This window comes from Okeania sp. KiyG1, from assembly GCF_014132355.1.
Lineage (GTDB): Bacteria > Cyanobacteriota > Cyanobacteriia > Cyanobacteriales > Microcoleaceae > Okeania.
On the sequence record NZ_BLZO01000091.1, the window covers coordinates 129867 to 156664 of the forward strand.

The 26798-nt window shown below is 37.9% G+C and carries 13 protein-coding genes; 6 read left to right on the forward strand and 7 right to left on the reverse strand.

From position 1 onward, the window contains the following. The first annotated feature begins 89 nt into the window (after positions 1–89). Positions 90–1100, forward strand: coding sequence for a galactose-1-phosphate uridylyltransferase (galT, locus tag SAGCYANO_RS21255; protein WP_375339970.1), 1011 nt, complete (start codon positions 90–92; stop codon positions 1098–1100). Positions 1101–1822: 722 nt separating this feature from the next. On the opposite strand, the gene purN is transcribed toward galT, so the two are convergent. Then, positions 1823–2473 (reverse strand): phosphoribosylglycinamide formyltransferase, encoded by a 651-nt coding sequence (gene purN / locus SAGCYANO_RS21260; RefSeq protein WP_202221883.1) that lies wholly within the window; start codon positions 2471–2473, stop codon positions 1823–1825. A 496-nt stretch (positions 2474–2969) separates the two neighbouring features. On the opposite strand from purN, the gene SAGCYANO_RS21265 reads away from it, so the two are divergent. Next, positions 2970–3950, forward strand: coding sequence for a Uma2 family endonuclease (locus tag SAGCYANO_RS21265; RefSeq protein ID WP_202221884.1), 981 nt, complete (start codon positions 2970–2972; stop codon positions 3948–3950). A 150-nt stretch (positions 3951–4100) separates the two neighbouring features. Here the strand turns inward: SAGCYANO_RS21265 and SAGCYANO_RS21270 are convergent, their stop codons facing one another. The 4 genes from SAGCYANO_RS21270 to SAGCYANO_RS21285 all read right to left on the reverse strand — a co-directional run bounded on the left by SAGCYANO_RS21270 (position 4101) and on the right by SAGCYANO_RS21285 (position 11640). After that, positions 4101–7943 (reverse strand): S8 family serine peptidase, encoded by a 3843-nt coding sequence (locus tag SAGCYANO_RS21270; RefSeq protein ID WP_202221885.1) that lies wholly within the window; start codon positions 7941–7943, stop codon positions 4101–4103. Positions 7944–8309: 366 nt separating this feature from the next. Further along, on the reverse strand, positions 8310–8645 hold the full coding sequence (locus tag SAGCYANO_RS21275) for a XisI protein (protein ID WP_202221886.1): 336 nt from the start codon (positions 8643–8645) through the stop codon (positions 8310–8312). Positions 8646–8696: 51 nt separating this feature from the next. Continuing rightward, a complete protein-coding gene (locus SAGCYANO_RS21280; protein ID WP_202221887.1) occupies positions 8697–9425 on the reverse strand; it encodes a hypothetical protein in 729 nt (242 codons plus the stop codon). Between the two features lie 133 nt (positions 9426–9558). After that, on the reverse strand, positions 9559–11640 hold the full coding sequence (locus SAGCYANO_RS21285) for a pentapeptide repeat-containing protein (protein ID WP_202221888.1): 2082 nt from the start codon (positions 11638–11640) through the stop codon (positions 9559–9561). 633 nt (positions 11641–12273) lie between these two features. On the opposite strand from SAGCYANO_RS21285, the gene SAGCYANO_RS21290 reads away from it, so the two are divergent. The 3 genes from SAGCYANO_RS21290 (at position 12274) to SAGCYANO_RS21300 (ending at position 14191) form a co-directional block, all read left to right on the forward strand. Beyond that, on the forward strand, positions 12274–12570 hold the full coding sequence (locus SAGCYANO_RS21290) for a hypothetical protein (protein ID WP_202221889.1): 297 nt from the start codon (positions 12274–12276) through the stop codon (positions 12568–12570). Next, on the forward strand, positions 12563–12886 hold the full coding sequence (locus SAGCYANO_RS21295; protein ID WP_202221890.1) for a hypothetical protein: 324 nt from the start codon (positions 12563–12565) through the stop codon (positions 12884–12886). The genes SAGCYANO_RS21290 and SAGCYANO_RS21295 overlap by 8 nt, the downstream gene beginning before the upstream one ends. A gap of 516 nt (positions 12887–13402) precedes the next feature. Next, a complete protein-coding gene (locus tag SAGCYANO_RS21300) occupies positions 13403–14191 on the forward strand; it encodes a DUF4058 family protein (RefSeq protein WP_202221891.1) in 789 nt (262 codons plus the stop codon). Between the two features lie 748 nt (positions 14192–14939). Here SAGCYANO_RS21300 and SAGCYANO_RS21305 read toward each other — a convergent pair. Beyond that, complete coding sequence (locus SAGCYANO_RS21305; RefSeq protein ID WP_202221892.1) at positions 14940–19307, reverse strand: phytase; 4368 nt, start codon at positions 19305–19307, stop codon at positions 14940–14942. 1550 nt (positions 19308–20857) lie between these two features. On the opposite strand from SAGCYANO_RS21305, the gene SAGCYANO_RS21310 reads away from it, so the two are divergent. Further along, on the forward strand, positions 20858–21526 hold the full coding sequence (locus SAGCYANO_RS21310) for a glutathione S-transferase family protein (RefSeq protein WP_202221893.1): 669 nt from the start codon (positions 20858–20860) through the stop codon (positions 21524–21526). A 247-nt stretch (positions 21527–21773) separates the two neighbouring features. Here SAGCYANO_RS21310 and SAGCYANO_RS21315 read toward each other — a convergent pair whose 3' ends face one another. Next, positions 21774–26774, reverse strand: a complete 5001-nt coding sequence (locus SAGCYANO_RS21315) for a CHAT domain-containing protein (RefSeq protein WP_237396467.1) — start codon at positions 26772–26774, stop codon at positions 21774–21776. Between the last annotated feature and the right edge of the window lie 24 nt (positions 26775–26798).

Consider the following 26798-nt stretch of genomic DNA (forward strand, 5'->3'; position numbering starts at 1 on the left):
TTGAGGTAATAATTATTAATTATTAATTATTAATTATTAATTGTTGAACTGTTCCCTAAAATCTACAATATCTCATAAGTCAAATAAGATTGCTAAATAATATGAACAAAAGTCACATTCGGCTCAACAAAACCACAAGAGAATGGGTTATTTATGCGCCAAACCGAGGCAAACGTCCCCAGGATTTTCAACAAGAAAATATAGTACAAGAAAAAGTAGAAAGTCACTCTCCAAATTGCCCTTTTTGTACTGGTAATGAAGAGCGTCTAGGAGGTATTTTATTCGAGAAACGAAACCCAGAAAATACTAACTGGCAAGTGCGGGTAGTTCCTAATAGATTTCCCGCTTTAACCCCTGAAGAAAATACCGATCGAAAATTAGAAGGAATTTATCTGACCATGCCTGGTTATGGTAGACATGAAGTAATTATTGAAAGTCCCGACCATAGCAAAGATATTCCCACAATGTCTATCCAAGAAGTAGAGGCAATAATTGATACTTACTATCAACGTTACATCGAGCTTATGGAAATAGATGAAAGTATGATGGTCATTATATTTAGAAATCATGGTAAAAAAGCAGGTGCTTCTTTACGTCATCCTCATTCTCAAATTATTGCTACTAGCATTGTTCCCCAACATCGGCGCTGGCAAGAAGAGGAAGCTCAAAGATATTATGATGAATTTGGGAGCTGTTTATACTGTGATATATTAGCATTTGAAAAACAAAATAAAACGCGAGTAATTGAGGAAAATTCATCATTTTTAGCTTTTATTCCTTTTGCTGCTAAAGCACCTTTTGAAATCTGGATTATGCCAAAAGAACATCAAGGTGATTTTGGTAGTATTTCAGAGCAAGAAAAATCTGATTTTGCATTAATTCTCAAAAATATTCTAACTAAATTATCAGAAAAATTAAATGACCCAGATTATAATTATGTAATTAATACTGCTGCTCGTTATAAAGCAGAAGAACCTCAAGTTCATTGGTATTGTTTAATTGAACCTCGACTTACCACACCGGCAGGTTTTGAAATTGCTTCTGGTATTAGAATTAATCCCTCCCTTCCAGAATTAGATGCAGAATTTTTAACTACTTAGGGTTTGCTGAAAAAGTCTTTTTGTGAAGGTAGGGAGTAGGGAGTAGGGAGTAGGGAGTAGTTAAGAGTAAGGATTTAGAGGAGTTACAAAGGAAGTAATTGAAAAAATAGTTTCTGAATTTGTCTGTCTTAGTTAATGTAAAATGCTAAGTTTTTCAACCTGAGCAGCCTAAAAACTTGCACTTTTTCAGACCCTAAAAATACTGAAATATTTATCTATAAATGCTTTTATGTTTAATCAGCAAGCCCTACTTAATAACAGGGAATATTCAACAATTAATAATGAATAATTAATAATTAACAATTACCGAATAATTAATAATGAATAATTAAATAATTCACGCCTTGAAGCCTCCCCTTTTAAGGGCAAAAAAGAGGTCGTTTGCTTTGCAACGCTGGCGCGAAAAGCGCAGCTTCCCGAAGGGTGGGATGGCGTTTGCTACCGCAAAGCTTTCCGTTCCGGAATGCTACCGCAAACGCTAACAGCGGAGCGGCTCTGTCAAGAGCGGGTCTCGGAGCCATATCCAATGGACTAAGAGAAGAAATAATATTTCCTTATATTCAATTCTGTAACAGTTTTAACCAGAGGTAATTATCAATTATCAATTATCCATTATCCATTAATGAACTCCCCTTAAAAGAGGAGGTTTTAAAGCACAATTTTTCGGTAAGGAAAACATTCTTCCTTCTTCCTTCTTCCCTCTTCCTTCTGCCTTCTGCCTTCTAAATTGATGCAGCAAGAGCAATAGCTCCCACAATAATTTGATGTTCTTGTATTTGAATTCTTTTGTGCAAAGTTTCTGGTGTATCGTCAGGCAAAATTGGTACAGCCGCCTGCATTAAAATTGGACCATTATCTACTTCTACATCTACTAAATGTACCGTACAACCAGTTATTTTTACTCCAGCTTCTAATGCTTGTTCGATTGCTTTAATACCTCGAAAACTAGGTAATAAACTGGGATGAATATTGATAACTTGATTGGGAAAAGCATCTATTAAAACTTTAGTAACAATTCGCATCCAACCAGCCATAATCACCCACTCTACATCATATTCTTTTAGAGTTTCAACAATTTTGCCGTCAAATTTTTCTCTATTTTTGCATTCTCGATGATTTAATAATATTGTCGGCACGCCCCATTTTTCTGCTCTTGTTTTAACCTTTGCTCCAGGATTGTTATAAATCATTACCTGAACTTGAGCATTTAATTTTTGATTATTTATAGCCTCCATAATAGCCTCAAAATTACTACCACTTCCAGAGGCGAGAATTCCTAATTTTAAAGGAGGATTTTTTGCCGAAAAATTATCGGGGATAGCTGGAGAAATTAGAAAAGAATTAGAATTGAGTTGTTGAGCTTCTGTTGTCATTTTTTTAAGTTAAATAGTGGGAATTGTTTAGATTATATAGCAGAAGGAAGAAGGAATACCGTTTCACGGAAGTTATAAGTCATAAGTCAAAAGTCAAAAGTTAAGATTTTATAGCCTCAAAACTTTGATACTACAGTAATTTACGGAAGTTATTTAACATTTAAAGGAGCGAAACTATTTGTGACATCTTGAAAGTGAATTGGTATAAGAAGTAAGAAAGCTTTTGTTATTTTAGGAGAGAAGGTTAATGTTTCATCGGAGCGCCATTGCCAAATATTCTTCAATCTCCTTACCGAATAACTAGGGTTTAAAGCCTCTCTTTTAAAAAAGAAAAAATAGACAAGAAAAAATTTTCCTTTGAGTTAATCCTATCCGCTTTCAAGGAGAGGTAATTATTAATTATTAATTATTAATTATTAATTATTAATTGTTGAAACTCCCCATCTCCCCACGATACAATATATCAAACAACTCCCAAATCAATCTGGAGGTAATTATGTCAGAAAAATTAACAGTTCTGCCCCATGAATATCCAGACACCAGTCACATGATTCTGGAGGATGATACTCCCTTGGATAGTTTTATTAATGAAAAACAACAACGCTTGCTCACAACTGTATTTTATAGCGGTGCGGAAATACCAATAAATGTTCCTTTTATTGTTGCTGCTAATGTGGGTTTATTTTCTCATCTCCGAGATTCAGGAATTGTACCTGATGTGTTTTTAAGCTTAAATATTGTTGGTGAAAAAGAATGGTGGGAACGTAATGTTCGTTCTTATTTATTCTGGGAATTTGGCAAACCACCAGATGTAGTAATTGAAATTGTTTCTCCCACTCCCGGCAATGAATTAGGAAGTAAATTAACAGACTACGCAGAGTTACGAATTCCTTATTATGTTGTCTACGATCCATTGCAAAAACTAAGTGAAACTGTACTGCAAGTATTTCAACTTCAATTTAATTCTTACATCCCTAAAAATGATGCTTGGTTTCCTGATGTGAATCTGGGATTAACTCTGTGGAGTGGTACTTTTGAAAATCTGAATGGTACTTGGTTGCGTTGGTGCAATGTCGATGGAAATGTAATTCAAACAGGAGATGAAATAGCAGTAGAAAAAAAAGCTGAAATATCTCAAAAGGATGTTGAAATATTCCAAAAGAATGCTGAAATATCTCAAAAGGATGCTCAAATATTCCAAAAGAATGCTGAAATATCTCAAAAGGATGTTGAAATATTCCAAAAGAATGCTGAAATATCTCAAAAGGATGCTGAAATATCCCAAAAGGATGCTGAAATTAAACAGGCGTTATTATTGGCAATTGAAATGGGATTAAAACTCAAGTTTGGTGATGAATTCGTAGGGATATTATCCGAGATTTCAGAAATTAATGATGTGAAATTGTTAGAGAGAATTGTTTCTCAAATTCCCCTGATTTCTTCAGCGGATGAATTACGAAAACTATATACTGAATAGAATAATATCATGTGCGCTTGGGTAGCACAATAAAACTTCGTTCGGTATTAAAGATAAGAGTCTATATTGTAGGGGCGAATGGCCATTCGCCCTTACCGATTGTATGACGATCGACGCAATTATATTACTCCGAAGCCAACGGATTTGATATTACTCTCTAATAACAAAATCATCAACTTCAAGCAATGCTCCATTACTCAAAGTCGCAAACCGAGCGCCATCACCAAAACCACCAGCACTACCATTAGTATTGTAGAATAAACCACCATTATTACTGTTGTAAACAATAACAGCATCAGAAGTTGCAGCACCTCCTGTAACAGTAGCAAAATCTACCTCTATATCGTTAATAGCAGTAAATGTAGTTCGATCCAAAAGAATTTTATCTCGACCAACAACAAAATCAGTAATTTCATCCACACCAATATCATCAGCATCAAATTCCTGACTTGTAGCAAAGATAAAACGGTCAATACTAGCACCACCAGTCATAGTGTCATCTCCACTTCCACCGTTGAGGCGATCGCGACCGATACCGCCATTCATCTCATCGTTGCCATACCCACCAAAGAGAAAGTCAATACCAGGACGACCTTCTAAAACATCATCGCCATCCTGACCATAGAGAGAGTCATTACCACCACTGCCAATAATTGAGTCATCGCCACCACTACCTGCTAGGGTATCATTGCCTGCTAAACCTGTGATGGTATCGTTACCAGTACCGCCACTGAGCGCTTCTGCTTGAGAAGTACCTGGAATAGACTGGTCTGGGTCAGGAGTTGGAAAAGTGACTTCTTCTATGGTTGTGACGATCGTATTATTTGATTTGTCAGTTTCAGGGACATCGTCGAAGAAATTAATAACCATCCCAATCTGATAATCTGTATTTTCATCAAAAGTAAACTCATCTTCAGTAGGCAGCAAAATAGTTTGGGTAAACTCATCGGTACTGCTGTTACCAGGCAAATCTTGTATCCAGGTAAAATCAAGTAGGAAGTCTTCTTCTCGGTCAATATTAGCATCCTCGGATAACAAGAAATCTACCCAGAATCCAGTAGCATCGTCGCTACCAGTGTTGTCTACAGAAAAGTCAACATCAATAAACTCACCAGGACTAACCTCTTCTGTAGTTATTTCCAGAAGTTGACTAGATAGATCGATATCATTCTCAAAGGTGGAAAGAAACACTTCCAGATTAATATTACCAACTTCACCATTGAACCCATCCACTGCGATGTTGTAACTTTCCCCTGCAACCACATCAAAAGTAATCTCACTTTGGATACCAAAATCCACACTATCATCACTGCTCGCTACTTCAGTTAATTCAGAAAGGGTAGAACCAGTGTAAGCTGCTAATACTGTATCAAAATCACTACCATCAGTGTTGATAGTTACAGCACCAGATTCGGGAGCAGTATAAGTCCACCACAGAGATGCAGCAGCATCATTTCCTGCATGAGATGGTTCTCCTGGTTCGCTAGTAGCACCCTCATTCCTACCCATGAAAACATCAGTATCATTTAAAGAAATTCTGTTGGCAAAGTCATCGTTGGCGAGAAGATCCGTCTGTAACGATAAAGCTAACTCAACATCTCCTGCTGCTCCATTGAACCCGTCCACTGCAATTTTATAGTTAGTTCCAGCTTCTACTTCAAACATGATTTCACTTTGCACATCGAATCCAGCATCGTCATTGCTGGCAACTTCGGTTAAGTCCTGGAGAGAGGAACCTGTGTAAGCGGCTAAAACTGTGTCGAAACTACTATCAAAAGTATCAATACTCACTAATCCCGAACTGGGAGCTGTCCAATTCCACCAGATAGAACTACCACCATCGTTTTCTGCATGGTTAGGTTCGTCTGCTTCTTTGGAAGCGTTGAGGTTACTGGTAGCTGCACTATCAGAAGTACCAGTGAGAGTAGCACTGTCAGCAAAATTATCGTTTGGTATCGATGTAGTTTGCTGGACTAAATCTAAAACAATATTGCCCTGTTCGCCCAAAAATCCATCGACGGCAATCTTATAATTTGTGCCCTCAACAGCGTCAAACATTACCAGACTTTCTACTGCATCACCACCATTATCATCACTGACAACTTCAGTTAGGTCTGAGACAGAATCACCTGTATAAATTCCCAATACAGTGTCGAAATCACTACCATTAGTTGTTATAGTGACTGAGCCAGATGTAGGTGCTGTCCAATTCCACCAAACGGAACTACCTTCATTCCCCTCAAGCTCATTTTCAGCATGAAGAGGTTCTCCATCTTCACTGGTAGCATCAAAGTTGAAGGCTTCAACGTTAGCAGAGGAACCAGTCAATGGAGAACTGTTTGAGAAGTTATCGTTTCCTACCTCTGTTGTTGTTTGCAAAAGGTTGAGGACAATATTGCCTGTCCGGTTAGAAACTCCATCCACTACAAAATGGTATGTTGTTTCTTCTACAGCATCAAAAACAATTTCACTTTGAGGAGGGTTAGAAGTGCTGTTGTCGTTGCTAGTAATTTCAGTCAACTCTGAGACAGAATCACCTGTATATGCAGCTAATACAGTATTAAAGTTACTGCCGAAAGTATCTACAGTTACCTCTCCAGAAGTTGGAGCAGTCCAACTCCACCATACAGAATTATTCTCTCCTGTCTCAGAAACGCTAGCTGGTTCTCCTTGCTCAGAAGTTGCATTATTGTTTGTACCATTGACCGTGCTTGATATACCAGAAATAGAGTTACTATTTTGGAAATTATCATTTTCCACTCGAGGAGATTCCAGTTCTAATGCTGCAGCTAGGTCAAGTCTGGGTGTGGTAATTCCATTCCGGTGGTCTGTAATAGGTTTGCCAGTATCGAGCAACCGTTGCATAATTTGGTCAGGAGTGTCATTTGGAAAAGCTTCACTCAAGACAGCAACCGCACCTGCAACATGAGGCGCGGCCATGGAAGTACCATCGAAATTCTCTAATCCTCCAGCAGTGATATACGCTCCTGGTGCTAATATGTCTAGAAATTGGGCGCTGTTGGAAAAAATTGCTACTCGATCTGGTTCAGCAGTATCCTCATTATTGTTATAGGAACCTCTAAAGTCATACACCGCACCAACAGATACTGCACTTTCAAAAGCTGCGGGGTTTCCAATTGCGTCTGTAAAGTATTCATTCCCAGAAGCAACAATACTCAGAATTCCTGCTTCTTTTGCATTAGCAATTGCTTGACCCAGAGGATCGCTATTGTCAGCAACTGGACTTTCTAACTTTTCCTCACCAAGACTCATATTGATGGCTTTGATATTGAACCGCTCTTTGTTATCAATTGCCCAGTTAATCGCACTGATAATGTCTGGATCGGCGGCACCACCTTTATCAAAAACGTCTAGTGCCAAAATATCAGCACCTGGTGCAACTCCAGCAGCTATAGCACTAACATTGGTTCCATGATTACTACTGTCATCCTCAACGCCATCATCAGGAGCAAAGTCCCGGGAAAATGCTACTCGTCCTTCTAGTCCTGGAGCATTTGTTCTTGCACCTGAATCCAAAACAGCAATAGCTGTACCTTCTCCAGTAAATCCGTTTGCTACTGCTTGGGGTTGATTGATTAGGGGTAGACTTTGTTGTAGCAACGGTTGATATGTTTCTGGAACTGATGCTTGTAAAACATTAGGATTTGCTACCAGTTGCTCTAAAGGTATTTCTGAATCAAACCGGATGAATGAAATTGGTAGGTTTTGATAGTCATCTATGACTTCAAATCCTGTTGGTAAACTAGAGAGTACTTCTGATTTTAGTTCAGTTAGCAATTGTGCTTTGTATTCTAAATGTACATCGCTACCTGCCTCAAATTCTCCCTGTTGTATTAGAGTTTGTACCAGTGCATCTATTTCAGCACTATCGAATGAAACAAGAAGTTCTTGGGGTTTTTCATTTGCTAAGGCTCTCACTACATCTTCTGATATGGTGGTATTAGTGGAATTTTTCTCTGCAGTTTGATTCATTAGTCTAAGAAAAAATATACAAACTTTTCTAGTATATCATATTTTATTGATATTGACACATATAAATACATAAAGCGCTTTTTAGATTGATCAACTATTAGGGTTTGCTGAAAAAAGCAGAGTGTGGGAAGTGTGGGGAAGGAGGGAAGAGAGATTCATTAATTGATAATGGATAATTACCTCTGGTTAAAACCGCTACGGAATTGAATATAAGGAAATATTATTTCTTCTCTTGGTTGATTGGATATGGTTAGGAAATCCATCCATCTATCGACCGCTTTTTTCCCCTTAAAAGGGGAGGCTTTAAACCTGAATTATTTAATTATTAATTATTAATTATTAATTATCCATTGGTAAGTTCTATTTTTATTGAACTGCAAATTCCGTATAAGGGCGAATATGTTCCGGGTTAAAAGCAAGTAAAATTTGATTTTTAGGAATACCTGCTGCTAATAAGTCGGTGGTGATACCTTCTTCTATTCCGTCTCTTTGTATCCAGATTTTATTATCTATAATTTGCAGATGAACTAAGCAACCATGTACTCTTTCTCTGTTTTCCCATCCCTCTAAAAGAATGAGATAATTATCAGAATCTTGATCTATTATTAGGACTCGATTAACTTCCCCTGTTGCATAGCGTAAGTTAGCATAATAAGTGAGAGATTCAATAATAATTTTTCTGATATTGTCTAGGTTATCCATTTTAATATTACCTCCTGAAGTTGGTCGAAAACTAATAATTTCAATTGAAAATTAGAAGTGATTGTTGAGAATATTCTCCCAAGAGGTACGTATCATATTTGCAGGAATCGACACCTCTAAGTTTTTTTTATTAGCGATAACAAAAGGTCTATTTGCAACAGAAAGAATACCTGCATCATTTCCTTGAGGATCATCGCCGTATGCAGATTCTACATAACTAGAAAGATCATTGATTTGAATTCCTAAAGCTTTAGAAATACCAACAATCTTATCCTGGCCCATATTGAAATGCAAAAGCGATTGTGTTTCCCAGTTAATAATAGAACCAGAAACAAAAATTTTACTTTGATGCTCAGTTGAAAGCAAATTATGATTTACTAATTCCTCTAGAAAAGCTTCTGCTCCCTCATTATAATTTGTGGTTGATAAGACAATCTGAAAACCAGTATCTATGGATTTTCTGATATGGCTGATTGCAGCTAAGTAATAATTTTTGTTCTCAATAATACTCTTAGATAATTCTTTTGCTCGTTTTTTTATATTGTTTGTCTTACAATCCCCATCTATACACTTAATACCTTTTTGCATCATTACCTTAGACGATTCATAAGGGCAGTCCCCTCTCCTCAAACTATCTTTCCATAATTCAATATGTTGATCAAATTTATCAGGGTTGGAAGACAACGAACGAGTAGTTAAGTACCATAAATCATTACCTGGGATTGTTATAGTTCCATCTATGTCATAGATGCGCAATAAATTTATATCATTTTTGCTCATATACTAACTCATCAGCTACAGATTCTGGAATAATAAATCTTACCATACTAATCTCCCCAATAAAATATTCTTGAATCTGAACTTCCTCTTCTGGGCGATCATTTCTAGATTTTTCTCAGGGGGAAGTTCAGTTTTATGGTTCAATCCAACCTTCAATAGCTGCGACGAAAATATTAGCAATTGGATTATCTATAGCTTCTTTTAATGCTTCAGTTCCTGCTGATTTTAATACTCCTATTACCCGCTGTTTTAATGTGGGGTTATTTTCTACAATTTCAATTGCTTGAGTAACAACTGCCATTTGACTTGCTGTAGTTTCTGTAGGGTTTGATTCTTCTAATTGTTTGAGTAACTCCTGAATTTCTTTAGCAGCTTCAGCCAAGTTTCGTTTTGTTTCGGGGTTAGTGGAATAGTTGTATTGATTTCCACTTATTTGGTCTCTACCAGCAAGACCTCCTCCAAATTTTTGGTCTCTACCAGCAAAACCTCCTCCAAACGTTGGATTATTAAATTCATTTTTAATTTTTTCTTGTTCTGCCATTATTTTTACAATCTCCATTATTATATTTTTGTAGTGTTCTATTTGTTGATTTAAAAGCTTAATTTTCTGATTTTTAGCTTTTAACTTTGGTTTATATTTTTCCCAGAATTTACGCTCATATTCTGCTTCGTCAACTTGATCGGGAACTTTGACCCGAATCACAAAAGCACCGTCGCCTTTATTTTCTATTGTTTGGAGGACTGGTAATTCTCCTGTTTGACTTTCTACTCGAAGTTCTTCAAAAGTTTTCAGAAAAGCCTGCCAGTCAATACCATCTTTGAAAATTAAATCGACGGTGTTGGGAATTTTCTGAACCAGTTTAGCAAATTCACCAGGTTCAAAATCTTTTTCTGGATCGGCAGGACGACGTTGAGGGTCGGGAGCTAACTTAGTAGGTAATTTTAGGAAAATATAATCGCAATTAATTTCAATTAGTTTAGTCGTATTGCTGATTCCCCAATCTTCGATATATGCTCCTGTTAAAGTTGCTCTAGTTAAATCAGCTCCTTCTAGTAAAGTTTGAACTAACTTAGCTCTTGATAAATTAGCATTTTGTAAGTTGGCACGGTTTAAGTATGTACCGATGAAGCTAGCATCTTGCAGGTTTGCTTCCTTTAAATTAATCCCTCTAAGGTCAAGGCGGTTAAAATTTTTATCTTGCCCTTCTCCTGTTGTGACTAACTCTCTGACTTTAGCATCTTTTAGATAAGTTTCCCCTGGTCGTATGCGGTCTAGTTTAACAGTATCTCTCCAACAAGTACGAGTTATGTTAGCACCTCTAAAATCTGTGCTTTTGAGTCTGGCTTCTGTAAAGTTAGCATCAGTCAAGTTAGCGTCGCTAAAGCTAGTGCCTCCTGTTGCTGCAAAGGCCATAGCAATTTTCCGAACTCGGCTGTGCTTCTCATCTTCACTATTAGCTTGCCAACCAATGTAACTTCCTAGCAATACTGCTGCCACAGCTACACCACCAGCTATTGCTCTACTCTCCCAGGAGTCAACAGCATTCAGAGCATCAAGCATAGACCCTTCGAGCTTTTTATCTACAGTGCTAGCTGTAGCCATAGCTGCTACCGTTACACCTACAACAGCAACAAACGCCCCAGACATGACTGTAGCTACAAAAATAGTCAAGGTTATTATTACAGCCAAAGCCCCAACTAAAACGATAAAAATAGCTACAGCCGCTGATCCTGTTCCAATTCCCGCCATTGTTCCATAAAAAATTCCAGCTATAGCTACAGCTGTAGCCAGAGACAAACCTACGGTAATTATAGCAGGCATATATCCTTGTTTAATACTAAAAATAAAGAAAGCAGCTAATGATACAAAGACAATCACACCTAGAGCAATAGGATATTTTTGAATGAATGCAGGCTGTAGCATACCAGAAGCAATAAGACTAGCAAACCCAGATGCTTCTCCTAATAGCACCGACACTAAAAGTGACACCGCTACCAAGAGAACTGCCCAACGTTTCTGTAATCCTGCCTTAGCTCCACAAAACTTAGCACCCGTTAGATTTGCCCAACGAAAATTAGTACCTCGAATATCCGCCCCACTAAAATCTACTCCAGACAAATTTTTTCCCTTAAAAGATAAACCCCGAAGACTCTCTCCTCGAAAATTTCGTCTACCTTTGTCATATTCCTGCAATATTTCATGTACTCTCATCATTAGTACTCCTGGAAAATTGAGAATTTAAGGCCACTTAGTCAGCTACAGATTTTGGAAGATAAATTTTACCATACAAATAGTTTACAGTAAAATATGGCTTTGTTGCATGAAAGTAGCGTTCTTAACATCCATTCCGCAGCTATATCGCTCTGTTTCTATAGAACCCATTTGAAATCTATATAATTATGGTAGTCAAGTCTTTTCGCGCATCAATTTTGAGGAAAAATCATCAGCAAGGAGTGTTTTTTGTATTATTTATCCCCACATCTTCCCTTTTCCCTCCAGTATAGCTGTCTCCTCGCTAAAAAAACGCGCATATTTATGAAGATACGCTTAGGGGTTCTATAGATTGATAATCAATTTAACTATTGTCCAATAGTTATGACTCTGCTGAGATAACGATCGCTATATTTGGCGATGATTAATAATCAATTTAACTATTGTCCAATAGTTATGACTCTGCTGAGATAACGATCGCTATATTTGGCGATGATTAATAATCAATTTAACTATTGTCCAATAGTTATGACTCTGCTGAGATAACGATCGCTATATTTGGCGATGATTAATAATCAATTTAACTATTGTCCAATAGTTATGACTCTGCTGAGATAACGATCGCTATATTTGGCGATGATTAATAATCAATTTAACTATTGTCCAATAGTTATGACTCTGCTGAGAAAGCGATCGCTATATTTGGCGATGATTAATAATCAATTTAACTATTGTCCAATAGTTATGACTCTGCTGAGAAAGCGATCGCTGTATTTGGCGATGATTAATATTCTATTTAACTATTGTCCAATAGTTATGACTCTGCTGAGAAAGCGATCGCTATATTTGGCAATGATTAATATTCTATTTAACTATTGTCCAATAGTTATTGCTCTGCACTGGCAAGCGATCGCTATATTTGGCAATGATTAATAATCAATTTAACTATTGTCCAATAGTTATGACTCTGCTGAGAAAGCGATCGCTATATTTGGCAATGATTAATATTCTATTTAACTATTGTCCAATAGTTATGACTCTGCTGAGAAAGCGATCGCTATATTTGGCAATGATTAATATTCTATTTAACTATTGTCCAATAGTTATGACTCTGCTGAGAAAGCGATCGCTGTGTTTTTTGATGATTAATATTCTATTTAACTATTGTCCAATAGTTATGACTCTGCAGTGCCAAGCGTTGGCGGAGGATGGTGGCGGCAACTATATCGCTGTGTTTAGCGATGATTAATATCCTATTTAACTATTGTCCAATAGTTATGACTCTGCTGATTAAACATCAAAGCTTTTACAGGTAAAAGTTTCAGCCTTTTTCACCTCAAACATTGATCGTCAATTTAACTATTGGACAATAGTTACAGCAGTTTCCGCGCATTATGAAGTACATATGCACAAGCAAGTGCGGCAGCTATATACTTTCATGCAACAAAGCCTTCAACAATTAATAATGAATAATGAATAATGAATAATTACCTCTCCTTGAAAGAAGAGGATTGACAAAGAGATGAAAATTTTTCTTCTCTTGGTCGATTGGATATGGCGCAGGTTTCCTCGCCATCCCATCCTAACGGACTGCTCCGCAAACGACCGCTTATTATCCCCTTAAAAGGGGAGGCGCATACCCACAATTTTTCGGTAAAATATTATAATCATATTGATCGAGAGAAAAGAAGATTCCATATTTCAAGCCTCCTTATACCACGAGGTACTGATAACTGATAACTGATAACTGATAACTGAAATCACCATGCCATCACCCTTTCCTGGAGTAAATCCTTATTTAGAAAATTCAGCCTATTGGTCAAGTATACATCACTGGCTAATTACTGAAATTGCTCGATTATTAAACCAAAAATTAGCGCCTAAATATGTTGTTGCGGTAGAAGTGCGAATCTATGAAACCAGTGGAGAAAAATCTACACTTATTGGTATTCCTGACAATATAATCGCCAAAAGTTATGAAAATACTATCAAATCTCCTGAGTCTAATGTAGTCGTTGCAACCTCTTCTATTCAACCTTTAACCATCGAACTTTCTCTTCCAGAAACAATTAAACAAGGATATTTAGAAGTTAGGAGAGTTGGCACGGGAGAAGTTATTACGGTCATTGAAATTATTTCACCTATCAATAAAAATCCAGGAGAAGGTAGGAGAAAATACGAAAAAAAACGCCTGGATATTTTAAATAGCTATACAAATTTTGTAGAAATAGATTTGCTACGTCAAGGTAATTCAATGATTACTTTAAATCAGAAGATAAACCATGACTATTGCATTTTAGTTAGTCCTAATCATCAACGTCCTCAAGCATATCTCTATGCTTTTAAGATTCAAGATATGATTCCTATTTTTACTTTGCCTCTACTTCCAGAAGATGCAGAAGTTACTGTAGATTTACAAAGTATTTTACATCAAGTTTATGACCAAGGACGGTATGATTTAATAATTGACTATCAACAAAAAATAGTTCCTGCTTTATCAAAAAATAATGCAACTTGGGCAGAAAACATTCTGAAAAAACAAGGATTAAGATAAATTTGTACTAATGGTAATTAGACAAAGAGTAGGGGCGAATGGCATTTGCGTTCCGCAAAGCTCCGAATTGCGCCCTTATAGGGTTTTGGTTATGACGATGTGGTTCATAAATCTGAAAAGCTCTGTAATGGTAACTAGACAATTAGAGCATATTTACAGTAGTTTTGATTTCAGTAGACCACAGTAGGGGCGTTAACGATAGTTATGCGAAGCAAATGGCATTTGCGTTCCGCAAAGCTCCGAATTGCGCCCTTATAGGGTTTTGGTTATGACGATGTGGTTCATAAATCTGAAAAGCCTTGTAAAACTGAAGCGATCGCTTATTTCAAGATGTCTTAAATTATTCAGGACTTACGCAAACTCTTGGACAATACGCTACCTCTAGAGGGCAAATGCCATTTGCCCCTACAAGATATGGTGGTTCTGTGTAAGTCCTGTTATTAAAATTTCAGTTCATTTGGACAATACGCTACCTCTAGAGGGCAAATACCATTTGCCCCTACAAGATATGGTGGTTCTGTGTAAGTCCTGTTATTAAAATTTCAGTTCATTTGGACAATACGCTACCTCTAGAGGGCAAATGCCATTTGCCCCTACAAGATATGGTGCTTCTGCGTAAGTCCTGTTCCAGTAGGGCGTATTAATGAAATGTAATGCACCGCCTATCCTTAATATTTCGCTCAGTTACGCTCCGCTAACACACCCTACTGGACTTCTCCCCCCTTTGAAAGGGGGGTAGGGGGGGATACTACCCTCTGATAACAAAGTCTTCAACTTCAAGCAATGCTCCATTACTCAAAGTCGCAAACCGACCACCATTACCAAAACCATTAGCGCTACCATTAGGATTATAGAACAACCCACCATTATTACTGTTGTAAACAATTACAGCATCAGAAGTTGCAGCACCACCTGTAATAACAGCAAAATCTGTTGCGATACTGTTAATAGCAGTAAATGTAGTTCGATCCAAAAGAATTTTATCTTGACCAACAACAAAATCAGTAATTTCATCCACACCAATATCATCAGCATCAAATTCCTGATTCGTCGCAAAGATAAAACGGTCAATACTAGCACCACCAGATAGAGTGTCGTTTCCACTTCCACCGTTGAGGCGATCGCGACCTATACCACCATTCATTTCATCGTTGCCATCCCCACCAAAGAGAAAGTCAAAACCAGGACGACCTTCTAAAACATCATCCCCATCTTGACCATAGAGGAAGTCATTACCACCACTGCCAATAATTTCGTCATCTCCACCACGACCAACGAGAGTGTCATTTCCTGCCAGACCTGTAATGGTATCATTTCCAAAGTTGCCTCGTTGAGTGTCATTTTCAGGAGTACCAATAATTTCTTGAGGAGTTGCATCAACAATAGTGACTTGAGCAACTTGATTTTCTGTATCAACAAGATAGTCTTCTGTTGCTACCAATTCAATCGTTGTGGTTTCATCATCCTCTACTTCATCATCCGGAATAGTTGTCCAGGTAACAGTTGCGGTAGTTGCTCCTTCCTCAATGGTAATAGCGGAACGTGCGAGTTCATCCCCTACTGGTTCGAGTTCTTCTAGGTTAGAAGCATTAGTTAACTCAGGAGGAAAGTCAATATCGCCAAAAGCATCATCAGTATCTGTTTCTGACCAAACTACCCGTAAACCTCCTTCTGGAGCAGCTTCACTTAAATTGAAAGTTAGGCTGTATTGACCTCCATTTTCACTAACAGTTTCCGGTTCAACGTTAATACTTACTGTCGGGATATTGACAGTTATTTGCCGAGGGTTATAACTGAAAGGGTCAATTTCTAGAGGTTCTTCAAAAGCATTAGCAACATTTTCCCAGGGGATAAATTTAAAGTTGGTATTGAAGTTTTGAATTTCTCCATCTTCTGGGTCTTGTAGAACTACTTCTGGTTCATTTGCACCGTCTTGAACTACCAATAAACCGTTGGGGAAATTGTTACCTAAAGGTACGTTAATTACATCAGCACCATCAGATTCTTCTGCTCCATCAATATTGGCAAAATCTCCTATAAAGAAGTTACCAATATATTCGTTATTACCTTGGCGATCGTAAACAGCAAAAGTATTATCTCCCTGACTAGAAGCTAATAAATAACCATTACTATTATCCGCATAATAAATAGTTAAACCTTCTACATCTGCTTGAATATTTTCACCAATTTCATCAACTATAGTTCCGTCTGTACTACCATCAACTTCTGCATCAAATCTCCAGATACCGAAGTTTTCTTGACCAACATAAAGAACTCCTGATTCTCGGTCTACAACCATTCCTTCTACTTGAGCATCATCAAGTTCTCCACCATCTGGAATAGGTACAGTTAGACGACGAACTTCTGTGGCACTGACTGTTCCATTTTCGTTAGTTGTTAACTCTAATTGAGCAATTTGGTCGCCATCTGCCTGACTAATATAAGCGTAAGTTGCTCCAGTATTAGGATTAGTATAAGTTGCTAATCCATAAGCAGTTTGTTCCCCATCATCTATGCCAAAAATTGAAGTTGCGGGGTTGCTAAGTTCGGCAGCAGTAATGTTAGTAAGTTGACGAGTTTGAGGGTCAATACTCCAAATTGCTAAAGTATCATTTGCCCGGTCAGTTGCTACTGCTAAATCTACTGTTTCATCTCCTATTTGGAAGTTATAAACAATATCGACATTATTGAAACGAATATCCCCAGGAGTATCAGGAGAAATTTCTTGTAAAACTTCACCGTCTAAGTCGTAAACTGCTAAACCAGCGTCTTTTAATGTACTAATAACTAAACTTTGGTTTGGGTTATTAGGATGAACATAAATTGCTGGATCATCTGAATCAATACCTGTTTCAATTCTGTTCGTATCTGGAGTTTCAACAGTAGGATAAACAACAGGAATACTATCAATATCTAGGGAGAAACCTAAGAATTGAGTAACTTGAGGTTCACCAAAGTTATTATCACTAACTACCACTAAAGATTGAGACCCATCTGGCAAAACAGGTCCGAATGTCATCCCTTCATCGTTATCTAAAGTAATGCCTAATTCTGCAAAATCTAGTAATAATCGTTTTTCTGCAACAGCATCAACATCAAATAATCCTCCATCGGGGTCATCTGGATTAATTAAACTATCAAAATCTTGGATATTTGTTGTATTTTGTAACTGAACTTCGTAGAGACGAATATTATTACCAACTCCAACAGAAAAAGACCTTTCTAAAGCCAGTAAAGTGTCACTATTATCTAGAGCGAGTAATTCAACTAAACCATTAACAGCAAAATCATCTGCTGGTACTGGAGCATCAGAAATAGGGTCAACAATATAGAGAAACTCTTTAACAGCTTCCCCAGTTTCTAAATCGTATTTAATAATCCGAGAAGTACCCTCATTTTCCAGAGTAGAAATTTCACCATCTTGCACTAAAGCATCTTCGGTTGCTGTGTAGATATAACGTTGATTAGGAGTAATTGTTAAACTCTCAAAAGCCAGATTATTTCTGACACCTTGAGTACCCTCATCATTAGGTAAAAACTTATCTGGAATTGTCAACTCATTTAATTGTTCTCCTGTGAGAGAAAATTCATTAACAAATGGGTCGATACCCTCATTAACATTTCCTTCCGAAGATATGAATAAATTCTCACCATTAAAAACAATTCCTTCTGGGTCAACTCCATTTTGTGGAAAAGCTACTCCATCACCATTTAATAGAGTAGTAAAATCTGTAAATTCAACATCTCCATCATCAAGAGTACCATCACTTAAATCAATATCAACAGTGTAAAAGCGGGCATCATTAAATTCACTCCGGTCATCAGAAACAGCATAATAAATTCCTGAATTTCTGTCGTAACTAATACCAGAAATACCGCCTACTTCTGTCTCTTCAAAAGTAAATCCAGTCTCAAATTCTACATCACCAATAAATTCAATATTAGTGACAGTTTTACGATTTTCATTAGTAACATCTGCCCAAACTAAACGATGGTCTGAACTAGGAAAAGGAAAGTCTCCCACTAATGGAAATAAATCATCATTTTCCTCCGGCCAAAAAACAGCAGCATCAACTATTTCTTGGTCTATTGAAGGCAAAACATAATCAACTCGTAAATTTCCAGCAGAACCTTCTGCATCATTAAAATCTGCCGTATCAAAAGCAGGGTTTCCTGAGTGATTTGCACTTTCTCCACCTTGACGGTTTGTAGCATCAACTCCCCCTTCACTATCAGGAGTTATTGAAGTATTCACCAGCGGATTTTCTAATAATTGATTAATGGCATTATTGAAACTATCTCCATCAACTGGGTCAGCATTTTGGTCTCCCATAATCACAAAAGAATTACCAGGATTTAAACCACCAAAATTACCTGCATCATCATAAATATAATCTCCTTCTCCAGGAGTAACATAATCTGCCCAAAACCGAATTTCATCGTGATTTGTTAGACCATTTCTATCTTCCTCCCCATCAAAAACTGGTGGAGTAGGATGACTAACTAAAACATGAACTATTTCCCCATTCACATTTATCGGCACATCCCAATGACTCTTAGAAGAAAGACGAAATACTTCTAATTCTTCCTCCGAATACCAATCATTAGGTTCAGGTGTATCAAGATTATCTGGTAATAATGCTCCTGGCATATCTTTCCAGAGAAAATTTTGAAAAGTTCTTACTTCCTCTTCAACAATAGGATATTTTGAATATAAAACCATTCCGAATTGACCGGGAAAATTACCAAAACCAAAAGCATCATTCCCATAACCATTTTCACCTGATGTTGTGACTATTTCCTCATTATTATCTAGGTCAAAACCAGAAGAAATACCTGTATTAGAAGGAGCAAAATATACGAAAGGATATTCTACAGGGTCTACCCCACTTTGACTGATTCCTAAATAGTTTTCTTGAAATAATTCGGCAGCTTCTCCTTGCTCATCAAAGTCAAATTCATTAACTAATAAAACATCAGGATTTACTCTTTGAATAATTTCTGCTACTGTCTGTGCTTGCTGGTTTTGTTGTGTAGAAAGGTCTGTGATTAATTGACCTTCTTCGCCACGGTTTAGAGATGCGTTGAAGCTAGCAAAGCGGATTGGATTTGGCATAAACTAGAAACCCTTGAAATTAATTATAGTCATAACCGTACTGGGATTTTATAGGTTCTAATTTAAGTTTTGTTTATCTTGAGGTTAAGTTTGGTTTATTGGTATAGTCTAAAAAGATTCAAATCTAGATAGTTGACTGTATTTTTTTATTGTGGTTATTCAATTAGTTATAATAAAATTTTTGGTAAGCATTCAGCTATTAGCAGTCAGCTCTCAGCTTTTTAATGAATAAACCAAGTATTTGCTTAACTTCTACTACATTTTTCAACAAAGAATTGAAGCACAAGAAAAATGAGCCTAAATTGTTCACTATAAGGTAATAAAGCTGATAGCTGATAGCTGACTGCTGAATGCTTACAATTTTTGTTTGTAGTTTTGTTCTAACTCCTTATACCAACACGGCACAGAGAATAGGGAATAGGGAATAGGGAATAGGGAAAGAAAAACAGAAATATTAAAGAGGAAAAAAGGTTGAATTGTTAGAATTTATGGGATTTATATTTTTGGCGTTGCTGAATCAAGGGATGAATCTTTTTTAAACAGGTAAATTTCATCCTTAATACTTCTTTTTTGTCCCAGCATACAATTCATCCCACAAATATGCAACGCCTCTCCTTCTATTCCTCTTTCTTCCCTCCTGAGGAGGTCCGACTGACTTCCCCTCCTGGGAGGGGCGAGGGGTGGGTTGACTCCCGAGTAATTAAGGTTAATATCATACACGCTATTCAACAACGCCATATTTTTTTATTGTAGGAATAAATCACACCCCTAAGATGTAACTACCTTTGCGTGAATTTGGTATTAAATACTTAAATCGTAGGAAAAGATTTGGGTTAAAGTTTAATTTGATATAGCAATTCCTATACTGGTAAGGTACAAAATTCGTTTTTTCTCCTGACTTCTAACTGCATTAAAATGAGGTTAATTAACGGCTTTGTTGATTTACTAATATTTATCTCAACGTTGGTTGAAGACCCGCGCTCTCCCGAAGGGGAGCGTCGGGATGTTTGCGCAGCATTCCGCAGGAAAAACCAATCAATTTTGCGGCGCATGTCAATAGTGTGTTAGACTTAGAAGTATGGCTGCTGGGCTAGCAGTGTCAGTCTGTGAAGCGACCGTAAGACCGAAAAGAGGCTCGACCTTGGAGGCTGGTGCATTGAAGCAGAAAGATCTAATCAGCGATGGTTAGGAATCCCGCGCTGTCTCGTAGAGCAGCGTCGGGAGGATGTCAAAAACATAAGTTCATATATATTGATACAGCTATACCGATCTAGTTGTATAGATTATGCTAAAATCTAGCAAACAGAGTAGTTTGTGGTGCAAAACCAGACCACTAAGTAACCGCTATCCTGATAAGTTGCCGCTAGCATGGTTAAGTAATTAAAACTTCTGTTGAGCCGATAACCAAGGCGACGTAAGTAATTCATTTGCGTCTACAGGTTTTCTTGTAGACATTGGGAGATACTCCCTCAGCAGGTTAATCTTGCTGTGCATTGTTAGCAAATGTTAACAAATGTCAACAAAACAGTATCGGAATAGTATTCAAGAAAATGAATCCAACAATAGAACTTTTTTGCTTTCAAGGTAGTCTTTTTGCTTGGCGAGTACACCTGGCCTTAGTAATTCATAATGTTGATTATGTCTCTCATTATTTAGACCCATCAATAGGAGAACATAAACAACCTGAGTATCTAGCTTTAAATCCTCGTGGTAAAGTGCCATTACTAAAACATGGGGAATTATTTGTGCGTGAATCTATAGCAATTTTAGTATATTTAGATTCTCTCTATCCTGAGTGGCAACTTTTTGGTAATACTAGCCAAGAAAAAGCAATAATTTGGCAACAGGTATGTGAAGTTGAAAATGTAATTGTGCCCTCTTTACTTCAGCTTATCCCTCCAATTTTCTTTGGGGGTTTAGCCGAGAAAGAGAAGGAAGTTGTTGAAAATTTCCAGAAATTAAAAGAAGAATTTACCATACTCAATGACGAGGTTTTAGCAGATAAAAATTGGTTGGCAGGCGATAAATTATCTGCTGCGGATATTGCTATTTATCCTATTTTTAAATTTGTCGAAAAATTAGCAGCTCAGGAAGATGTAAGTAAATTAAACATAGACATCTTACCTATAGAGAAAAAATATCCAAAATTAGGAGATTTGCTACAAAAGATTGATGAAATGCCTAATGTTGATAGTCTTTATCCTCCTGACTGGCGATAACAATGAATAATGAATAATGAATAATGAATAATTAGGGCTTGCTGAATAAGTTTTATGGGTGAGGGTAGGAGTCAGAATTCAGAATTCAAGAGGAATTACGGATTTTGAGCAAAATAATTGGCTCTCCCAACCCCGCCTTAGGTTGGCGAAATATTTTTGGAGCCTTGCTCAAATCCCCTACTTCCCCTCCTGGGAGGGGTTAGGGGTGGGTTAACTTCTAACTTTTGATTTTTGACTTTTGACTTTATTACTGCCATTCACCCTGCAAAGTAAACGCTGCCCAATATTCAGGGTCTTGCCATTCCGCTGAATTTAACATCTCAATTTGCGCCGCCCTCAATGCTTCTACTGGCTTCTTTTTTTCTACTAACATTTTCTGATAAAATAAGCTCATTAATTCCGCAGTTGCTTCATCATCTACTTTCCACAAACTAACAACAACCCTCGGAGTTCCTGCATACATAAATCCACGAGTTAAACCTACTATTCCTTCTCCTTTTACTTCTTCTCCTAATCCCGTTTCACAAGCACTCAATACTACTAATTCTGCTGATAATTTCAAATTAAATACATCTTGTAAATATAAAAATCCATTTTTTTGGTTGCCATTTTCATCTACTAAAGACATGACTATTCCCGATAATTCTGGTTGAGTACCATTGAAGAAACCGTGGGTGGCAAAATGTACAAATTGGTATTCGTTTAATTCTGGATTAGTAGCTTTTTCTTTATTAGCTTCAAAGTCTAAAGCATAACTGCGTTGCTGAGGATCGGGAACTTGAGCAATTATTGCTTCTGCTTCAATTCTGGTGCATGGCAGTCGCTCCCAGTTACCACTACCATGTCTAGCAGCTCTGGTCATTCGCTGACCTCGTAATAAGTCTACTGTTTCTGGGGAATTATTACTTTGAGCTATTGTTGCAACAGTCTTTTCATCAGGAGTCAAAACTGGTTCTGCTGTAATTCCACCTCTTCCCCTAGTTTGACAATCATTTTCTTTAGCTATTCCTGTAACGCGCTCGTCATCAGGAGAAAAAACAGGGTCGGCTAATATAGTTATTGTTTTTGCTGCTGTCTGACGGTTGGCTGTTTGATTGCGGTTAATAGCAATAGTAGAAGCTGAGGGAGCGTTGACAATTTTACTATTGGCCAATAGTAAGGTGTTTTTTCCTGGTGCTGGTAATGCTGCAAAGGGAATGTATTGTAAGATGCCATCACTTACTATCAACAACTGTTGGTTTTCTAACTGTGACGCTACAGGTTGTAAGATAATTTCACTCAGAGCTTGAGCAGCGTTGGGTAAGTCTTGGGGACTACTTCTGAGGTCTGATGCGGTGAGCAGATCTATAAATTGTTGCGCAGCGGTTTCTATTTCTGCTTGGGGGGGAAGTTCGTAACTGGTGATGCTATTTTTGCTTACTGCCCAAAGATAGCTGCGGTCTTTTCCGAGGGAATATTCTAAGAGTATGGTGTTGTCGTCGAGTACCTGTTGTTGAATTTGTTTGAGGTTAAGGGGTTGTGGATATTTGAGAGCTGCGTAACTGGGGCTGGTTTGTTTGATTTGGTTTTGCAGTTGTTGGTATTGTGTTTGGAGAGTGGCTAATTCTTGTTTGATTTTTTCTAGTTGTTCTGGTTTGTAGTCGCTTTTGACTAATTCTAAGCGACGTTTTTCGGTGGCATCAAATTTTTGGAGTATGGTTTGTTCTTGGTTTAATAGGTTTGGGTTGACGCCTTCACGAATGTTGGCGTTAGCTTCGGTGAGGAGTTCGAGGAGGGAGCGGGCACGACTGCGTTCGCTGGCGTGGAGTGCTTTGGCGTCAAAACCTTGGTCTGGGTTTTGTTTGTGGAGTTGCATTAAAATATCAATGTACAGTTGATAGTAATTTTGAACTGTAGAAAAGTAGGATTTTCTCAAGTCCTGACTAATAATTTTAGTCCGGAGTTCTTCCACAATCTTAATTGCTGTCTCGATTTCTGCTTGAGCAACAGAAAGGTTATTTTGTTGTCGCTTTAAAGTAGCTTGGTTGTAGAGAATGCTCGCTTCTTCACTTTTGTAACCCAGGTCCCTAGATAAGAGTAAAGCTTGATTGTAATAGTCTAAGGCAGTGGACTCCTCACCTAATGCAGCCTGTACTTTTCCAAATTGCTTGAGGATTATGGTTTCTTTGCCTTCATCCTTAAGGAAGCGGGATATCTTCAAAGCTTGCTTGTAAGCTTTCAGAGCAGTTGACCATTCTTGTAAAGCAATATAGACGTTCCCAATACCCATTAAACTAACTGCTTCTGCGTTTTGCTCGCCTCCAGTTTGGGAGAGGTTTATAGCCTGGTTATAGGATTTTAGAGCATCTTGATGTTTTCCTGTAACAGCATTAATGTCACCAATGTTGTTCAGAGTGATAGCTGCACCACCCTTGTCATTGAGCTGATATAGCAATGGTAAAGCTTGGTTATGGTAATTAAGAGCAGTGTCCGATTCGGCTAAATTATTGTAGAGTTCACCCAAAGCATTAAGAATTTTTGCTTCTACTGCTATCGCTCCTGCTTCCTGCGATAAGGTTAATCCTCGATTATAAGAATCGAGAGCCTTTTGAAACTCTCCTAACTTGGCTTGAGTATTGCCCACCCCTAGTAATGTTACCGCTGTTTGTTGATTATTATTTTCAGATGAGTTTTGTCGTGCTGCTAATTGCTCTGCTTGATTTGTAACTGCTCCCGATATATCCCACAGACGGGCAGTATTATCCTGACTTACACTAAGAATCTGGCCACCATCAGGGTTAAATTTTGCACTTGTGACAACACTGTTATGCCCCCGGAAAATAGCCAACAGCTTGCCTTCCCTATCCCAAAGACGAACAGTTAGATCGTCGCTAGTTGTGAAAATTTGATTCCCATCAGGGCTAAATTTTGCACTTTTGACCTTATCTTTATCCTCATCGTCATCTTCATCTTTATGGTCAAAAGAAACAGGAAGGAGATTACCTTGAGAATCCCAGAGACTGGCAGTATTATCCAAATTAACGGTGAGAATGTATTTCCCATCAGGGCTAAATTCTGCGCTCGAAACTCTACCTAACCGAGATATACGGCGAGAATTATTGTCTATGTTCCATAAATCGGCCTGTGGATAAAGACTTCCCATAACTGGCTCAGTTCTTGGGTAGCTAAAAATAAGAAGGTGTTTCCCATCAGGACTAAACTCTACATTTGTCACCTCTCCTTCATGCTGGAACTCAGCTAAGAGATTACCTTTTTTATTCCAGAGGTAAGCAACCTTATCATAGCTAGCAGTGAAAATTTGCTCCCCATCAGGACTAAATCTGGGATTGTGGACGCGATGCTGATGACCTTCCAACTCAGCAACAAGATTACCTTTGCGATTCCAGAGGTAGGCAATTTTGTCCGCAGTCGTAATAATAAACTTTCCATCAAGGCTAAATTCTGCACCCCGTCCTTTGAACTCAGCTACAAGATTACCTTGCTTATCCAACAGGTAGTAGGATAGAGATGAAAAATGTCCTGATATAAGAATGTGTTCTCCATCAGGACTGAATTGTGCCACAACGGGTAAATTCTTATCCATATCAAAAACAGTAAAGGAATTGCCATTTCTATCCCAGAGGCGAACCGTTCCATCTAAAGCAGTCGTGAGAATCTCGCGACTATTCGGGTTAAATTCACCACTCTGGACAGACTGTTTATGTCCTTTGAACTCAGCTACAAGATTACCTTCTCGATCCCATAAACGCGGCTGCCTACCATTAAGAGTTCTCGTAAGGATAAGAGTTCCATTGGGGCTGAATATAGCAATCTCAACATCATCTTCCTCCTCCATGCGTGTCAGTTGAGAATTTTGTTGCGCTACCCCTTCTTCAAAGGTTTCTAATGCTTCTGTTTGTTCGGATTGCACAGCTATTAGCTCTGATAAATTCCTTAAGCGGGCGATATTATCTCCCCAACTCAGAATCTGGCTGCCATCAGAGCTAAATTCAACACCAGCAATTCGATCCTCATATCGAAAAACCTTAAGGATATTACCTTTCCTATCCCAGAGTTGGGTTGTCTTTTCCTCCCAACTATCCCAACTTGTAGTGATAATTTGGTTGCCATCAGGGCTAAATTTTGCACTCTGGACGTTGTGCTGATGCTCAAAAATAGTTAACAGATTACCTTTATTATCCCAGAGACGAGCAGTTTTATCATAACTGGCGGTAAGAATGCGACTACCATCCCGACTAAATTCTACACTATTGATATCATCCTCATGTCCTTTAAGAATACTAATAGAGTTGCCTTCTCTATCCCAAAGGCGAATAATTCGATCGCTAGAAGTAAGAATGAGTCTACCATCCGGACTAAACTTAGCATCATTGAGTGGGGGATGTCCATGACCATAAAAAGAATCCTTCATATTAGCCAAGAGATTACCCTTTCTATCCCATAAATAAGCATCTCTAACAGCAGTCGTCAGAATGTGGCTGCCATCAGGGCTAAATTCTACACTCATAAGACGACTCTCGTGCTGGAGAGTCGTAAGTAGATTACCTTTCTGATCCCAGAGACGGGCAGTTCCATCCTTACTAGCTGTGAGAATAAGCTTACCATCGGGACTAAATGTAGCTTTCTCAATATCTGCTTCATGCTGCAACTTAGCCAAGAGATTGCCGTTGCTATCCCAAAGACGAGCAATTTCATCTCCAGACTGAGTCGTGAGAATAAGGTTGCCATCAGAGCTAAATTTTGAGGTTCGTGTTCCACCTCTAAGATTTGCTAAGAGATTACCTTTCTTATCCCAGAGATAAATACCGACATAACTAACTGTGATAATCTGATTTCCGTTAGGACTAAATTTAGCATCCTTTACTTTATGATCGTGCTGAAGAGTAGCTAAAGGATTGCCTTCCCGATCCCATAAACGAGCAGTTTTATCGTCACTAGCTGTCAGAATATAGTTGCCATCGGGGCTAAATTTGACACTATTAATATCATCTTGATGACCAACAAATATTGCTAGTTGTCCGCCCAATCCTTGCCCAGGTTGTGTATCCTCTAATTCAGAATTGTTTTCTGGGTTAGATACCTGAGCCATTACTATCGTGCTATGTTGAGCAATGATAGGAATAGGAATGCTGCTAGCAAATAATAGTCCTATAAAGAAAGTTAAAGCGCGATCGCCTTTTGGTAATTTATCTAGAATCATAACTGTTTTTCTGCCTACTTTTTCCAAACTACAATTATCATTATTCATTTGACTATTCTGAACTTTTACTCG

What these genes read in the sequence shown, in the direction of transcription:
- SAGCYANO_RS21265 (WP_202221884.1), top strand. Translation starts at nt 2,970, where the DNA reads ATGTCAGAAAAATTAACAGTTCTGCCCCATGAATATCCAGACACCAGT.
- SAGCYANO_RS21290 (WP_202221889.1), top strand. Translation starts at nt 12,274, where the DNA reads ATGATTAATAATCAATTTAACTATTGTCCAATAGTTATGACTCTGCTG.
- SAGCYANO_RS21270 (WP_202221885.1), bottom strand. Translation starts at nt 7,943, where the DNA reads ATGAATCAAACTGCAGAGAAAAATTCCACTAATACCACCATATCAGAA.
- purN (WP_202221883.1), bottom strand. Translation starts at nt 2,473, where the DNA reads ATGACAACAGAAGCTCAACAACTCAATTCTAATTCTTTTCTAATTTCT.
- SAGCYANO_RS21285 (WP_202221888.1), bottom strand. Translation starts at nt 11,640, where the DNA reads ATGATGAGAGTACATGAAATATTGCAGGAATATGACAAAGGTAGACGA.
- SAGCYANO_RS21300 (WP_202221891.1), top strand. Translation starts at nt 13,403, where the DNA reads ATGCCATCACCCTTTCCTGGAGTAAATCCTTATTTAGAAAATTCAGCC.
- SAGCYANO_RS21275 (WP_202221886.1), bottom strand. Translation starts at nt 8,645, where the DNA reads ATGGATAACCTAGACAATATCAGAAAAATTATTATTGAATCTCTCACT.
- SAGCYANO_RS21305 (WP_202221892.1), bottom strand. Translation starts at nt 19,307, where the DNA reads ATGCCAAATCCAATCCGCTTTGCTAGCTTCAACGCATCTCTAAACCGT.
- SAGCYANO_RS21310 (WP_202221893.1), top strand. Translation starts at nt 20,858, where the DNA reads ATGAATCCAACAATAGAACTTTTTTGCTTTCAAGGTAGTCTTTTTGCT.
- SAGCYANO_RS21295 (WP_202221890.1), top strand. Translation starts at nt 12,563, where the DNA reads ATGATTAATAATCAATTTAACTATTGTCCAATAGTTATGACTCTGCTG.
- SAGCYANO_RS21280 (WP_202221887.1), bottom strand. Translation starts at nt 9,425, where the DNA reads ATGAGCAAAAATGATATAAATTTATTGCGCATCTATGACATAGATGGA.
- SAGCYANO_RS21315 (WP_237396467.1), bottom strand. Translation starts at nt 26,774, where the DNA reads ATGAATAATGATAATTGTAGTTTGGAAAAAGTAGGCAGAAAAACAGTT.